Here is a 15,050-nt window from a genome sequence, read left to right as displayed (position 1 = left end):
TCCACCTCACCACTCCCGCTCACCGCGCTCACCGCCTCGACGACACACCCAGGCGGCTTCGACCCGACCCCGCCGCACCTGGCGAAGGGCCCGGTCACCCCCGCTCACCGCCGACCGCCTCGACCGCGCGCCCCCGGATCGCCCGCAGGCCGGTGCCCAGGATCCCCGGTACCGTCAGCGCCGCCGCGCCCGCCACCACCCAGCCGCACGCAGCGCCGGGCACCACCGGCAGCACCGACCCCGTCACCGCCCGGGCGAACGCCCCCGTGGCGACGGCCGCCACCGCCGCACCCAGCAGCACGCCGACCGCCGTGGTGAGGGCCGCCTCGACGGACAGCATCCGCAGCAGTTGCCGCCTGGTCGCGCCGACCAGGCGCAGTAGCGCGAACTCGCGCCACCGGTCGGCCGTCAGGGCGACCAGCGTGTTGACGGTGGAGACGGCTGCGAAGCAGACCAGCATCCCCAGTTCTGCCTCGCGCAGCCAGACGTCCGTCGCCTTGGTGACGCTGGTCGCGGCGCCGGTCGTACGGACCACGTGCTCGGCGGTGCTCGTCATGATCAACATGGTGCCCGACAGCCCGACCAGGAGCGCGACCGGCACCACGGCCGAGGAGAGCCGGGCCGCGTAGCCGCGCAGGTTGGCGTCGGCGAGCCAGCCCGCTCCGGGGGCCAGCACCCGTACCGGCGCGCCGAGCACGGCGGCCACGGCCCGTGCGGCGAGTGGCCCGAGCAGGGCGAGGGCGACCAGCAGCACCAGTGAGCCGAGCATCGTCGCCTGCCCCGCCTTGTCCAGTTCGCCGGCCCCTCTGGTGGCGGCGAGCCGCAGCAGCAGCACCCCGCCCGCCAGGACGGCCAGCCCGGCCAGCACTCGCAGCACGCCCGCCCGCCGCTGGCCCGAGGTGTCCGCGGTCAGCGCGGCGGCCGGGGTGAGCCGGGTGATCCGTCGGGCGGCGAGGGCGGTGGCGGCCAGGCCGACCAGCAGCGCCACCGCCAGTGCGACCAGCATCGGCACCGGCGTCCCGGGGATCCGCAGGCCGGGCGCGGCCAGCCCGCGCCGTTGGAGCGCGGCGAGGAAGCCCCGGGCGGCGAGGGTGCCCGCCGCGCCGCCGGGCACGGCTATCAGCAGGATGGTCGCCGCGACCTGGGCCCGCACCAGCCGACGCACCTGACGGGGTGTCGCGGCGACCGTCCGCAGCAGGGCGAGGTCGCGGTGCTGCTGGCGGAGGGTGAAGCCGAGCGCGTTGACCACGACGAACAGCGCGACCAGGACGGCGATCTCACCGAACGCCCCCGCGATCAGCAGCAGGCCCGGCCCGGCCACCGCCCGGCGGGCCACCGCGGCGGGGGCCGTGGCCTGGGCGGCGACCAGCGAGCCGAACAGCGTCACCGTCGCCACCGCCAGGAACAGCGCCACCGCCAGCCCGGCGAAGGAGGCCGCTCGGCGCCGGATCTGGCCGGCCGCCAGGGAGAGGACGGGGCTCATCGTGCTCCCCCGCCCAGCCGGCTCAGCCGCTCGCCGACCTGTGCGGCGGTCGGCCGGTCGAGCTCGTCCACCAGCAGCCCGTCGGCCAGCAGCAGCACCCGGTCCGCGTAGCCGGCGGCCACCGGATCGTGGGTGACCATCACACACGTCCGCCCGTCCAGGTCCACACCGGAACGCAGCAGGTCGAGGACGTCGTGCCCGGTCGCCCGGTCGAGCGCGCCGGTCGGCTCGTCCGCGAACAGCACGGCCGGCCGCGCGACCAGCGCCCGGGCGATCGCCACCCGCTGCTGCTGGCCGCCGGACAGCTGCCCGGGCCGGTGCCGCTCCCGCCCGGACAGGCCGACCCTGGCGAGCGCCTCCCGCACCTGCGCCCGGTCCGGCCGCGCCCCCGCGAGCCGCCCGGGAAGTTCGACGTTCTGCGCGACGGTCATCGCGGGCATCAGGTTGAACGCCTGGAACACGAACCCCACCCTGGTGCGGCGCAACTGCGCGAGCCGCCGCTCGGGCAGCCGGGACACCTCCGTCCCACCCCAGCGGACGATGCCCCGGGTGGGGCGGTCCATCCCCGCGAGGCAGTGCAGCAGCGTCGTCTTGCCGGAACCCGAGGGCCCCATCACCGCCGTGAACGTCCCCGGCGCGAAGGCCACGGACACCCCCCGCAGCGCCCGGACGGCGGCCGTGCCCCGCCCGTACTCCCGGTGCAGCCCGTCCCCGGTCAGGGCCGCGCCCGCCACCTCACCGCTCGCCGCCACGGCGGCTGTCGTCATCCCGTTCATGCCCTCCATCCTGGACATGAACGGCCGCACAATCGATTGGGCTGGCCCCCCAATTCGGGGTTCGGAAAACCGAACCCCGCAGGTGGTCCTACCTCCGGACCCAGGACGCGTACGTCGGGTCGAGGCCGTCCCGGTCCCCTCCCACCTCAGTGCCATCGCCGTCGCGGTCGAGGTCGACCGACCCGAGCCACCGTCACGGCGCCCGCCGGTGCGGTACTAGGCTCCCGTTTGACCGGGGGGACGGGGGACGGATGTCTGAGGACGGGGGTCACGTGACCTTGCTGGAGAACGATCCGCGCGAGATCGGCGGGTACCGGCTGGAGGGCCGGATCGGCGCGGGCGGCATGGGCGTCGTGTACCGCGCGCGGTCGCTGTCCGGGCGGCAGGTGGCGCTCAAGGTGATCCGCCCCGAGCTCGCCGGGGACGAAGAGTTCCGGGCCCGGTTCCGGCACGAGGTCGAGGCCGCCCGCCGGGTGAGCGGGGCGTTCACCGCGCCCGTCGTCGACGCGGACCCCGACGCCCCGTCGCCCTGGCTGGCCACCCTGTACGTCCCGGGCCCTTCGCTGGCCGAACGGATCGCCCGGCAGGGCCCGTTGAGCCCGCCGGAGGTACGGCGGCTGGCCACGGGCCTCGCGGAGGCGCTGCGGGACATCCATCGCGCCGGGCTGGTGCACCGGGACCTCAAGCCCGGCAACGTCCTGCTCGCCGAGGACGGCCCCCGCGTGATCGACTTCGGCATCGCCCGCGCCCTGGACGGCACCCAGCTCACCAGCACCGGAGTCGCCGTCGGCACACCGCCGTTCATGGCGCCTGAGCAGTTCCGGCACGGCGACACCAGCCCGGCCACCGACGTGTTCGCGCTCGGTTCGGTACTGGCCTTCGCGGGCACCGGGCGCGGTCCGTTCGGCTCGGACTCCTCGCACGCGGTGGGCTTCCGGGTCGTCTACGAGGAGCCGGACCTCGCCGGGCTGGCGGCGGAGCTGCTCCCGATGGTCGCGGCCTGCCTCGCCAAGGAGCCGACCCGACGGCCCACCCTGGAGACGTTGCTGACGTGGTCCGTCGCGGGCGTGGAGCCTCCCCCGGCCGCTCCCGACACCCGGCCCGCGACCGTGTGGGAGCGGCCCGCCGTGCCGCCCGTTCCGACCGAGCCGGACGTCCGCTCGGCACCCCTCGCGCCCGCCTTCCCCCCGCCCGCCCTCCCCCCGCCCGCCGGGCCCCCCGTCATACCGGCACCGACCGGCCCCGCCGTCCCCCGGCCCCGCCGCCGGACGGCCGCGCTCGTCGTCGCGGTCGCCGTCGCGTTGGCCGCGACCGGCGGCACGGCCGTCCTGCTGCGGCAGAAGGAGAAGGACAACGGCGGTGCCGGTGCCCTGCCCCCGGCCGCCTCGGCGCCGTCCACTCCCGGCCAGTCAGGCCACTCAGGCCAGTCGGGCCCGCCCGACTGCCCCTCGGCCCGCGCTGTCGTGGGCGGAGACGGCCCGTTGGAGACCGTCATGAGCCGTTGGACGGCCGACTACCACCAGGCGTGCCCCACCGCGAACGTGACCGCCACCGATGTGAGCGGCACCGCCGGCCAGCAGTTCGTCGCCGGCCAGGTCGACGCCGTCACCCTCGACGACGCACCCCTGGGCGACGAGGCCGCCGGCCTCGGCAAGCGGTGCGCGGCCGCCCGGCCCGCCCAACTCCCGCTCGCCGCACTGCCGATCGCGGTCGTCTACAACGTCCCCGGGCTCGACTCGCTGGTGCTGGACGCCCCGACGGTGGCCCGGATCTTCAACAGCCAGATCACCAGCTGGCGGGATCCCGCGATCGCCACGCTCAACCCCGGCCGGGTGCTGCCCGACACGGCCATCACCGCGGTCCACCCGTCGGGCGAGTCGCCGATCACGCTCGGCTTCACCCGCTACCTCGCCAAGGCCGCGCCCGCCGCCTGGCCGTACCCGACGGTCGCCCACTCCTGGCCCGCTCAGGCGATGGGCGGTCTGACGGTCGGCGACCTCGGCTCCGTCCACCCGACGGTGGCCGGCAAGTCCGGCGCGATCGCCTTCCTCCCGCTCAAGGACGCCGACGGGTTGCGGACCGCCAAACTGTCCGCCGGCTCCGGCCCGGTGGCCGCCACCACCGAGGCCGCCACCGCTGCCCTGGTCGGCGCCAAGGTCACCGGCACGGGCGCCGACCTGACAGTCGACGTCGACTACGCGAACCCCGGCTCCGGCGCGTACCCGCTCGTCCAGGTCGGCTACGCGGTGTTCTGCGGCACCGACGCACCGGACAACCTCGGCAACCACCCGACCCGGGCACTGGCAGGCCTGCTCTCCCACGCGGTGAGCGCCGCCGGCCAGCCGGCCGCGACGCAGTCGGGCTACGCCGCGCTGCCGCCCGCTCTCGCCCGTCAGGTCACCGACGCGCTGAACGGCCTGACGGCCGGCTGACCCGGCAACGGTGGGCGGTGGGCCCGCCCGCCTCCCGCCCGGCGAGTCGGTGCCGCCGCTCACCGGCCGCGACGCCCGACGGCAGGACGCGGCTCGGGCCACCGCCGCGGTACGCCCGCGAGCCGAGCCTCACCCGCCCCGGGCCCCGCGCCGCCCATCCGACGAGAGATCATGAACGGGTGACCATCGACCTGCTGCCCGGCCACGGCGTCCGCCTGCCCGCGCCGCTGCCCGAACTGCGCTTCGGCCTCACCGAGGCGACGGTCCGCCGCCTGCTGGCCCCGCACCGCGAGGCGCTCCCGGGCGGTGTGCACCCCACCTTCGTCTGCGGCTCCAGCTGGGCGCTGCACTTCACCCTGCCCGGGGTCGGCGTCACCCTCTGCTCGGGCCCGGGCGAGCACCTCCGGGTCGTCTTCCTCTCGCGCTGCCCGGTGGAGCCGGTGGAGGGTGCGGCCGCCTGCCCGGTCGGCCTCCACGGCATCGACGTCTTCGGCTGGCCGGCCCACGAGGTGGTCGAGGCGCTGCGCGCCGAAGGCCTGCCCGTCCCCGACCTCGTCCACGGCAACGTCCGGTACGACACGCTGCGCCTCAGCCGAAACACCCCCGTGCGCTGGACCCCGGCCGGCGGGCGGAAACCGCGCCACGAACCGCCGTTCACCTTCGGCCTCGTCTCCCTCTCCTCCTCGGCCCCCGCCGCCCCGGACGAGGCGGCGCCATGACCGGGCCGCCGGGCCGTGGCACCCACCGGCCGGTTCCTCGGGGCCGGTTCGTCGGGCCGTTCCTCGGGCCGTTCCTCGGGCCGTTCCTCGGAAGCCCACCACCCCTCACCCCCTCACCAGGAGTCGACATGACCACCACCCCCGCGACCACTCCCGCGACCACTCCCTCGACCATCGCCGTCCTCGGACCTGGCGGCGTCGGCGGCCTGATCGGCCGCCTGCTCGCGCGCGCCGGGCACCGGGTGATCTGCCTGGCCGGCGAGGAGACCGCCGCCGTCCTCAACCGGGACGGACTGCACGTCCGCAGCGGGCAGTTCGGCGATTTCACCGCCCGGGTCGAAGCCGCCACCGAACTGCGCGAGCCGGTCGACGCCGCATTCGTGACCGTCAAGGCGACGGCGCTGGCCGACGCGCTCGACCGGATGCCGCCGCAGACCCTCGGCTCCGCCGTCGTGGTACCGCTGCTCAACGGAATCGACCACGTCGCGGCGCTGCGCGAGCGCTACCCGGCCGGGCAGGTCGCGGCCGGCACGATCCGGGTCGAGGCCACTCGGACCGCGCCCGGGCGGATCGCCCACACCAGCCCCTTCGCGGTGCTCGAACTGGCCGGACCGGTAGCGGACTTGGCCGATCAGCTGCGGCGCGCCGGCCTCGATGTCACGCTGCGCGAGGACGAGACCGCGATGCTCTGGAGCAAGCTCTCCTTCCTCGCCCCGTTCGCGCTGCTCACCACCCGCCACCGCAGCGAGGTCGGCGTCGTGCGCACCGAGCACCGGTCCGAACTGCTCACCGTCCTCGACGAGATCGCGGCCGTCTCCGGCGCGGCGGGCGCCCCGGCGGACGCACAGGCACTGCTCACCGCCTTCGACCGGGTGCCCGGGTCGATGAAGTCCTCGATGCAGCGCGACGTGGAGGCCGGCCGTCCGATTGAGCTGGACGCCATCGGCGGCGCCGTCCTGCGGGCCGCTGCCGCGCACGGGGCCGACACCCCGGCCCTCGCCGGACTGGTGCGCGACCTGTCCGAACCGGCCAACCGGTAGCACCCGCAGCCGACTTCACGTCATGGGGCAGGGCCTCTGACGTGAAGTCGGTGACATCGGTGAATTCGGCGAAGTCGAGCCCGGAATCTGATGTTCCATCAACTCCCGTTCCTGGCCGACAGTAAAGGTTCACCCATGATTCACCCGATCGGGCGGAACCACGAGTGGGCGATCAGGCGTTGTTGCCGGCGGGAGGGATACAGACATGACAAGGAAACCGTACCGACTGGCCGCCGCCGCACTCGCGCTGCTCGCCACCGCTCCACTACTCAGCGCATGCAAGGACGTCGACCAGGCACTCGACTGCGGCAAACAGGCCGTCAGCATCACCGGCGACATCCAGGACCTCGCCTCATCGGCCATCAACGTCGGCCAACTCACCGACCAGGAGCGCCGCAAGCACACCGCCGACGCCCTGAAGAAGGTCGGCGACGACATCAAGAAGCTCCGCGACCACAACAGCGGGGACAAGCTCGACAAGGCCACCGACAAGCTGAACAAGGCCGTCTCCAGCGCCCAGGACAACGTCTCCAAGGGCAAGATGCCCGACATCGGGGCGATCACCGACGCCGCCGGCGACGTGACCAGCGCCTGCGCCGGGTCCTGAGCCACCTACCGCGCCGCCCGCTCCCGGCCCCGCACCCGCGGGGCCGGGAGCAACCCGCGGACCGCCCCGGCCTGTCGCCGCCGACCGGGCCCCGCCAGGCGGTAGGAATGGCACCGGGACCGAACCGCACCACGGAGGCACCGGTGAACCACCCGATCCTCGACCAGATCCGCGACCTGCGCGCCGAGTTGGCGCCCGGCGACGCCGCCCCTGCACTCGTCACGGCGCTCGCCGACGGCACGGCGCCCCGCTCGACCCTGGCCGAACTCGCCGCCCAGCAGCACCGGATCATCGCCTCCGACCGGCGCAGCCTGCTGCTGCTCGCCACCCGCAGCGCCGACCGTCCGGTGAGCGCCTGGTTCGCCACCCTCGCCGAGGGCGAGAGCGCCGCGCTGCGCACCCTGCCCGGCCTCGCCGCCGCCTGCGGCCTCGGCCCGGACGAACTCGCCGCCCGGCTGCCAGGCCTACCCGGCCTACCTCGCCTGGCTCGCGCTGAACGGCGGGCCCACCGCCGCAGCCGTCGCCCTGGTCACCAACTTCGCTGCCTGGGGCGGCTACTGCGCCACCATCGCGCAGGCCCTGCGCGACCGCTACGGCTTCCCCGACCAGGCCTGCGCGTTCTTCGACTTCTTCGCCCAGCCCGCCACCGCACTCGAACAGCAGGCCGCCGACGCCCTCGGGCCGGACCCGCTGGACGAGCCGACCCTGGCCGCGGCCCGCGAGCACGGCCGAGTGCTCCAGGCGTACGAGCACCTGTTCTGGGACACCCTCGGGCAGCTCGACCAGGATCCCCCGGGCCGCGGGAACGAGCCGACCGGGCGCGGGAACTGACGGCTCGCCCCCCGCACCCGGTCGGCCTCGGTCAGGCCTGCCAGTGCGGCTTGCCGCTGACCATCCGGCAGTAGATCATCCCCCCGTTGGCGTCATGGGTGCTCCTGCCGAGATCGGCGTTGCGGCAGAACTGCCCGGCCGCGTAGCAGTTCCCCGCGTTCGAGCGGAGCTCGCACTCCGCGCCGCCGGCCGCCGCGGTGTGCTGCGGCTCCGGGGCGGCCGGCGGCTGGGCCGTGGTGGTCTTCGGCTGCGGCGCCTTCGGGGTGGGCGACGGCGCGTGGGTGCTGGGGGCCGCCGGTGCGGGGGCGGCCGGCGTGCTCGGCGCGGGGTCGGACGCGGGCGGCGGCGTGCTGGCCGGAGGCGCGGCGGGCGGTGCGACCGGCGGGGTCGACTGGGTGGTGGCGGCCGCCGGGGCGGTCACCGGGGGCGAGGCCTTGGCTCCGCCGTCGGCGGCCGACGGGTCGCAACCGGTCAGCGCCAGACCGACGGTGAGGACGAGTCCGGCGAAGCCGGCCAGGCCGGCGCGCCGACGCCCGCGTATGCGTGAAGGCATGGGTGGAGAACGCTCCGTTCCGTTTGGATGAGGTGTGCGATTCAAGCAGAGCCCGCACACGATCTGTGCACGGATCTCCCACTCGTTGGCAGATCGAGATCTGCCGACCACCGAGCGTCGCCGCCCTCCGGTCCGCCGTCACGCTGCGCCGAACCGCCGAGCCGCTTGCCGCCCCAACAGGGGTATAGCGCCGGAGCGCAGGGGAATCCGGCGCGTTCCTGACATTGCCGGCCCTGCTTCCAGCCCGTCTACCCGATCCTGAGCGTCTACGGCCTCACCTTGGCCACCGGCTGAGCGGCCGAGCGGCTGGTCGAGCCGCCGGCCGAGCCACGGGCCACTGTTAGGGCAGCCCCGCCGTCCGGCGCTCGAACACCTCCGGGCGCGCGGTCTCCAGGGCGGTGGCGACCGCGCCGAGGAGGACCGCCTCCTCCCCCAGCAGGCTCGGCGCGAGCGTCGGACGCATCGGGGCGATCCGGTGCAGGGCCTGCTCCAGCGGCTCCAGGAGCAGGTCCGCGCTGTTGCCGATGCCGCCGCCGAGGACCACCAGGTCCGGATCCAGCACGGCAGACAACACGGCGACGGCGTAGGCGAGTTGGCCGGCTTCACGGTCGACGGACCGGACCGCCGCCGGGTCACCGGCCCGGGCCCGTTCGAAGACCTGCTTGGCCGTGGGCGCGCCGCCCAGCCCGAGGTCCTGGGCGGTGCGCACCACGGCGTCCGCGGCGGCCTCCTGCTCGATGGTCGCCGGAGGCTCACCGGCGCGGGCGGGCAGCGGCACCAGGCCGATCTCGCCCAGCGCGCCGTGCGCGCCGAGCAGCAGTTCGCCGTCCTTGACCACGCCGACGCCCAGGCCGGTGCCGACCAGCAGGTAGGCGAACATCCGACTGCCCCGGCCCGCGCCGAGGGTGTACTCGCCGAGCGCGGCCAGGTTGGCGTCGTTGGCCACGGTGACGGCCACCCCCAGGCCCTCCCCGATCCGGTCGAACAGACCGGGCCGGCCCCAACCGGGCAGGCTGGTGGCGTAGCGCACGCCGCGCCGCTGCTCGTCCCACACGCCCGGGGTGCCGATCACCGCGTGCACGATGTCGTCGGCGGCCAGGCCCGCCTCGGCGATGGCCTCGTGGGCGGCGGCGACCACGGCGTCGGCGACGGCGTTCGCCGAGCGGCCCCGGTTGGCCACGTCCCGGCGGGCGACGACCGTCCCGGCGAGGTCCGCGACGGCGACCCGCAGCCTGGCCCGCCCGATGTCCACGCCGAGCACGTGCCCGGCGGCCGGGTCGACCTCGTACAGCACCGCGGTGCGGCCGCGCTCGGGGGCCAGCCGGCCGGCCTCGCGGACCAGCCCGGCCTGCTCCAGGGCGGCCAGGGCGGCGGAGACGGTGGGCTTGGACAGGCCGGTGTCCCGGGCGAGTTGGGCGCGCGAGGAGCCGCCGCCGGTGCGCAGCAGTTCGAGCAGCAGCCATTCGTTGTTGCTGCGCAGCCGCTGCCGGTTCCACGGCACTGCCGGGGCCCCGGCCGCCGGGCGGTGGGTCGGCAGGTGGCTGCTCATCGGTTCCTCCGGTCTGGGCGGGACGGCTGGCGGGCGGGCTGCGCCGGGCGGTGCCGGCACGGCCCGCGGCGTCCGGTGTCGGGCGCCGCCGCCCAAGTATGACCGGCGATCATTCCGTTCCCACCCCGGCCGCCGGCCCTGTACCGTCCCGAGCAGCCCCGTACCGCCCTGAGCAGCCCCGAGCCGCCCCGAGCGGGACCATCGGGCCCGTCAAGCCCGTCAAGCCCGTCAAGCCCGTCGGACCTGTCAGCCGCGTCAGACCCCGGGTCGGATCCCTCAGGCCACCCAGCCGCCCGTCATCCGCCGCACCACCGAGCCGTCCAGGTCGGCCAGCTTGGTGCCGGCGAAGGCCCGGGCCGCCTCGGAGGTCTGCACCCGCAGCGGCGGCCGCTCGGCGGTGAGGGCCGCGACGATCGGGGCGGCCGCCTGCTCCGGGGTCTGGGCCTGGGCGAAGGCCTTCAGCGTGCGGTCGACGTAGGCCCGCAGGGCGGGGGCGTACGGGCCGGCCGCGGCGGTCAGCGCGGGCAGGTCGATGGCCTGGTTGCCGATGAACTCGCTGGCGACGGCGCCCGGTTCGACGACGGTGACGTGCACGCCGACGGTGGCGGCGACCGGCGCCAGCGACTCCATGAAGCCCTCGACGGCGAACTTGGCGGCGCAGTACGCCTCGTTGAAGGGCTGTCCGACCACGCCGCCGACGCTGGTCACGGTGACCACCCGGCCGCCGGAGGCCCGCAGGTGCGGCAGTGCGGCCCGGGTGACCTCGACCACGCCGAAGAAGTTCACCTCCATGGCGGCCCGCACCGGCGCCGTCCCGTCCTGCTCGATCGTGCCGACGTGGCCGGCGCCCGCGTTGTTGACCACCGCGTCGAGCCGGCCGTGCCGGGCGAGGACGGTCTCCAGGCAGGAGGTGACGGAGGCCGGGTCGGTGACGTCCAGCTGCTCGACCTCGATCCGCCCGTCGACGCCCGCCTCGGCGGCGGCGCGCCGCAGGGCTTCGGCCCGTCCGGTGTCGCGCATGGTGGCGACGACGCCGTACCCGGCGCGGGCGGCGGCCACGGCGGTGGCGAGGCCGATCCCGGAGGAGGTGCCGGTGATGAGGACGATCGGGGCGGCGTCGGTGTCCATGGAGGTCTCTCCTCGGGTCTCCCCGGACTTCTCCGGGGCAAAGTGTGTGCGTGTGCACGCACCCTATAATTAGGTGCACGCGCACGCAAACGCGATCGGCAGCCCGGCGCCGCCGGGCGGGCTGCCGTCACACCTTCGCCAGGGCGCCCTCCATGTCCGCCCACAGGTCCTCGGGGTGCTCGATGCCCACCGACACCCGCACCGTCCCCGGGCCGATCCCGGCGGCGGCCAACTCGGCGTCGTCGAGCTGGCGGTGGGAGGTGCTGGCCGGGTGGAGCACGAGGGTGTGCACGCCGCCGAGGGAGGGTGCGAGGGCGGCCAGGCGGACGGACTCGGTGAAGGTGCGGGCCGCCTCGCGGCCGCCGACGAGGTCGAAGGCCAGGACGCCGCCGTGGCCGTCGGGCAGGAGCCGGCGGGCGAGGTCGTGGTCGGGGTGCCCGGGCAGGCCCGGGTAGTGGACGGCCCCGACCGCGGGGTGGGCGGCGAGGCGGCCGGCCAGGTCGAGCGCGGTCTCGCAGTGCCGGCGGACCCGCAGGGCGAGGGTCTGGAGGCCGCGCAGGGTCAGCCAGGCGGCGAACGGGTCGGCGGCGGCGCCGAGTTCGATGGCGTAGTGCCAGACCTTGCGGTGCAGTTCGGCGTCCGCGAGAACGGCGACGCCGGCCAGGACGTCCGAGTGGCCGCCGAGGTACTTGGTGGCCGAGTGGATGACGACGTCCGCGCCGTACTCGATCGGCCGGCAGAGCAGCGGCGTCGCGAAGGTGTTGTCCACCACGCTGACCACCCCGGCCCGCTTGGCGACGCCGATCAGCCCGGACAGGTCGGTGACCCTGGTGGTGGGGTTGGAGATGGTCTCCAGGTGCAGCAGCCGGGTGGTGGGCCGCAGCGCCGCCTCGACCTCGGCCGGGTCGTCGCCCCCGACGTGGGTGACCTCCACCCCCCAGCGCTCGGCGAGGTCGGCGAGCACGGCGAAGGTGCCGCCGTACAGGCTTCGCTGGGCGATCACGTGGTCGCCGGAGCGCAGCAGGGCGAGCAGGACGGTGTTGATCGCGCCCATGCCGGAGGCGGTGGCGATCGCGCCGGCGCCGCCTTCGAGGTCGGCCACCGCCGTCTCCAGCGAGCGGACGGTCGGGTTGCCGTAGCGGTTGTAGAAGAAGGCCCCGCCCGGGCCGCTGAAGGCCTGGGTGAGCGCGTCGCTGGTGTCGAAGGCGAAGAGGTGGCTCTGGTGCAGCGGCACGCCCATCGGACGGCTGCCGGCGGTGTCCGCGAGGGGCGGGTGGACGATCCGGCTCTCGGGGCGCAGCGCGCCGGGGGCCCGGTGTCCGTCGGGGGTCCGTTGGCCCTCGGGGGCCTGGTGTCCGTCGGGGATCTGCTGTCCGTCGGGGGTCTGGTGGCCGAGGTAGTCGCTCATGCCGCCCATCGTCGGTCCGGTCGCATGCCGCGCCCAGGGCCAATCGCGCCCGGGTGGCCCGCCCCGGTGCCGCTGCGGCGCCGGGGCGGGCCACCACAGCTCACTTGCGGCGGCCGAAGATCCGCTTCGCGGCGTAGACGATGCCGACGATCAGCAGCACGAAGAACAGGATGATCAGGATGACCACGACGATCAGGAACTTGCCGAGCTTGGCGAAGAAGCCCGACTTCTTCTTCTCGTCCTTGGCCGCGAGGTGGGCGGCCGGCGCGGTCTGACCGCTCCGGGTGCTGGCGGAGACGGCCGGGCCCGCCGCCGGGGCGGCCGGGCCGGAGCCGGTGACGGAAACGGTGGTGGCGGCGGCCGCGACGGGCCGGGGTGCGGCCGTCGCCGTCGCGCTCGACGCCGCGGCGGTGAGGCCGACGGCGGCCAGCAGTGCCACCAGGGCGCCGGCTATCGAACGTGCGATCCGGTGAGTCATCGTGCTCCTCGTACGGGTTCTGAGCAGCACAGAGGAGCCTGGCCGACCGGATCCGCTGGTCTGACCAGGTGGTTTTCTCATCTGCGCCTAGTATGCTCCACTGAGTTTCTACAGCGGTGTAAAAGTTTAGCGACGGGCCTGCCCGGATCGGCTCCGGCCCCGGCCACGCACGCCCGCCGGTCCGACGGGGGTTTCGTGGCAACTGTGGAGGATGACGACGTGTCTGGTCGCAGGGGTTCCCCCGGAGCCGGAAAATCGCCGCGCCGGGCAGCCGGCGGCTCGCCGGAGGGCCGCATACCCGACGGCGACATACCCGACGGCCGCGGCCGCACAGCCGAGGAGCGCACCGCGCCGGGCCGCCCGGCGGACGGCGGCCACGCCGGCCGGCCGGATCAGGCAGGCCGGGCCGGTCGGACCAGCCGTACGAGCCGGGCGAAGCCCAAGGCCAAGCGCAGCACCAAGGAGAAGGTGCTCTGGGCGACGGCCGGCTGCACCGCCCTCCTGGTCCTCGGCGGCTGCGCCGTCTACTACCGCCTGAACAGCAACCTCACCACCTTCGACGGCGACGCCCTCAGCAAGGACCGCCCGGCCGCCGCGGCGCCGGACGCCCAGGGCCGCAGCCCGGTCAACGTCCTGCTGATCGGCTCGGACAGCCGCGGCAACGGCAACAGCGACCTCGGCGGCGGCGGGGACGGCGGCGCCCGCTCGGACACCGCGATCCTGCTGCACGTCTACGCCGACCACAAGCACGCCGTCGGCATCTCCATCCCCCGCGACTCCCTGGTCACCATCCCGGCGTGCAAGCTCCCGAACGGCAAGTGGACCAAGGAGCAGACCAATGTGATGTTCAACAGCGCCTTCTCGGTGGGCGACACCGACCAGGGCAACCCGGCCTGCACCCAGAACGCCGTCGAGAAGCTCACCAACCTGCGGGTCGACCACACCATCGTGGTGGACTTCAACGGCTTCGCCTCGATGACCAAGGCGGTCGGCGGCGTCGAGGTCTGTCTGCCGAACGACATCCACGAGGGCGATCTCAACCCGAACCTGGGCAAGAAGGGCAAGCTGGTCTTCCCCAAGGGCAAGCAGAAGGTGGAGGGCCAGTCCGCGCTCGACTTCGTCCGGGTGCGGCACGGCATCGGCGACGGCTCCGACATCGGCCGCACCAAGCGTCAGCAGGCCTTCCTCTCCTCGCTCATCAAGGAGGTCAAGTCCCGCGGCATGGACCCGACCACCCTGCTGCCGCTCGCCGACGCCGCGACCAAGTCGCTCACCGTCGACCCCGACCTCGGCTCGGCGGCCAAGCTGCTCTCCTTCGCCATGTCGCTCAAGGACGTCAACCTGCACGACGTCAAGTTCGTGACGGCGCCGTGGCGCTACGAGGGCCCGCGGGTCGCCCTGCTCCACCCCGACTCGGACCAGCTCTGGGCCGCGCTCAAGGCCGACCGCACCCTGGACGGCCAGGACGCGAGCGCCACCGCCGCGGACTCCGCCGCGCCGGGCACCCCCGCCGCCGAGGCCACCCCCAGCCCCACCGCCACCACCCCCGTCCCGGACGCCAAGAGCGGCGAGGCCAAGCCCGCCGACGTGAAGGTCGCCGTGCTCAACGGCACCGGCGCGACCGGGCTCGGCGGCAAGGCCGCGGAGGCCGTCAAGGGTGCCGGCTACACCGTGACCAGCGTCGGCAACGCGACCGGCAAGCCGCGCGCCACCACGGTCGTCGAGTACGGCGCGGGCGAGCGCGCCGCGGCCGACGCGGTCGCCAAGCTGTTCCCGGGCGCCACCGTCCAGGCCGGCGGCAAGGGCGTCAGCGTGGTGCTCGGCCACGACTTCGCCGCCGCCAATCCGGCCGGCGCCGCCGACCCGGCCGCCTCCACGTCGCCCGGCGCCCCGGCTGCTCCGGCCCCGGTGCCCAGCAGCGTCGCCAACGCCGCCCGGTCGGCCGACGACGACCCGTGCGCCAACGTGTCGTACGGCTGACCCGGACGGGACGTACGACGACGGCGGGGGGGGGGGGGGGCGAGGGTACGCGACGCCGCGCCCCCG

General features: G+C 75.1%; 12 protein-coding genes. 5 read left to right on the top strand and 7 right to left on the bottom strand.

Annotation, left to right across the window (positions count from 1 at the left end):
* Nucleotides 1-94: 94 nt before the first annotated feature.
* Both ACFWPI_RS26965 and ACFWPI_RS26960 read right to left on the bottom strand, forming a co-directional pair.
* A complete protein-coding gene (locus tag ACFWPI_RS26965; protein WP_380377554.1) occupies nucleotides 95-1,483 on the bottom strand; it encodes an FtsX-like permease family protein in 1,389 nt (462 codons plus the stop codon).
* Nucleotides 1,480-2,250, bottom strand: a complete 771-nt coding sequence (locus ACFWPI_RS26960) for an ABC transporter ATP-binding protein (RefSeq protein WP_380377572.1) — start codon at nucleotides 2,248-2,250, stop codon at nucleotides 1,480-1,482. The genes ACFWPI_RS26965 and ACFWPI_RS26960 overlap by 4 nt, the downstream gene beginning before the upstream one ends.
* A 281-nt stretch (nucleotides 2,251-2,531) precedes the next feature.
* Here ACFWPI_RS26960 and ACFWPI_RS26955 point away from each other — a divergent pair, with 281 nt between their 5' ends.
* From ACFWPI_RS26955 to ACFWPI_RS26940, 4 genes are all read left to right on the top strand, one after another.
* Nucleotides 2,532-4,691: a serine/threonine-protein kinase gene (locus tag ACFWPI_RS26955; protein WP_380377556.1), complete on the top strand. Its 2,160-nt coding sequence runs from the start codon at nucleotides 2,532-2,534 to the stop codon at nucleotides 4,689-4,691.
* 179 nt (nucleotides 4,692-4,870) lie between these two features.
* On the top strand, nucleotides 4,871-5,410 hold the full coding sequence (locus ACFWPI_RS26950) for a hypothetical protein (protein ID WP_380377557.1): 540 nt from the start codon (nucleotides 4,871-4,873) through the stop codon (nucleotides 5,408-5,410).
* Between the two features lie 128 nt (nucleotides 5,411-5,538).
* Nucleotides 5,539-6,450: a ketopantoate reductase family protein gene (locus tag ACFWPI_RS26945; RefSeq protein WP_380377559.1), complete on the top strand. Its 912-nt coding sequence runs from the start codon at nucleotides 5,539-5,541 to the stop codon at nucleotides 6,448-6,450.
* A 205-nt stretch (nucleotides 6,451-6,655) separates the two neighbouring features.
* Complete coding sequence (locus tag ACFWPI_RS26940; protein ID WP_063350735.1) at nucleotides 6,656-7,057, top strand: hypothetical protein; 402 nt, start codon at nucleotides 6,656-6,658, stop codon at nucleotides 7,055-7,057.
* A gap of 862 nt (nucleotides 7,058-7,919) precedes the next feature.
* Here the strand turns inward: ACFWPI_RS26940 and ACFWPI_RS26935 are convergent.
* From ACFWPI_RS26935 to ACFWPI_RS26915, 5 genes are all read right to left on the bottom strand, one after another.
* Nucleotides 7,920-8,441, bottom strand: coding sequence for a hypothetical protein (locus ACFWPI_RS26935; RefSeq protein WP_380377561.1), 522 nt, complete (start codon nucleotides 8,439-8,441; stop codon nucleotides 7,920-7,922).
* Nucleotides 8,442-8,781: 340 nt separating this feature from the next.
* Complete coding sequence (locus ACFWPI_RS26930) at nucleotides 8,782-9,990, bottom strand: ROK family protein (protein WP_380377563.1); 1,209 nt, start codon at nucleotides 9,988-9,990, stop codon at nucleotides 8,782-8,784.
* Nucleotides 9,991-10,266: 276 nt separating this feature from the next.
* Nucleotides 10,267-11,118, bottom strand: coding sequence for an SDR family NAD(P)-dependent oxidoreductase (locus ACFWPI_RS26925; protein WP_380344786.1), 852 nt, complete (start codon nucleotides 11,116-11,118; stop codon nucleotides 10,267-10,269).
* Between the two features lie 127 nt (nucleotides 11,119-11,245).
* Nucleotides 11,246-12,526, bottom strand: a complete 1,281-nt coding sequence (locus ACFWPI_RS26920; RefSeq protein WP_380377565.1) for a trans-sulfuration enzyme family protein — start codon at nucleotides 12,524-12,526, stop codon at nucleotides 11,246-11,248.
* A gap of 100 nt (nucleotides 12,527-12,626) precedes the next feature.
* Nucleotides 12,627-13,004 (bottom strand): hypothetical protein, encoded by a 378-nt coding sequence (locus tag ACFWPI_RS26915; RefSeq protein WP_380377567.1) that lies wholly within the window; start codon nucleotides 13,002-13,004, stop codon nucleotides 12,627-12,629.
* A 219-nt stretch (nucleotides 13,005-13,223) separates the two neighbouring features.
* Between ACFWPI_RS26915 and ACFWPI_RS26910 the strand changes: the two genes are divergently transcribed.
* Entirely contained in the window at nucleotides 13,224-14,984 is a 1,761-nt protein-coding gene (locus ACFWPI_RS26910) for an LCP family protein (protein ID WP_380377568.1), read from the top strand.
* The last annotated feature ends 66 nt before the right edge of the window (nucleotides 14,985-15,050 follow it).

The sequence above is a fragment of the Kitasatospora sp. NPDC058492 genome (assembly GCF_042720685.1).
Lineage (GTDB): Bacteria > Actinomycetota > Actinomycetes > Streptomycetales > Streptomycetaceae > Kitasatospora.
Note: the sequence above shows the minus strand (reverse complement) of the source record. Positions and strands in the feature narration are given on the sequence as shown.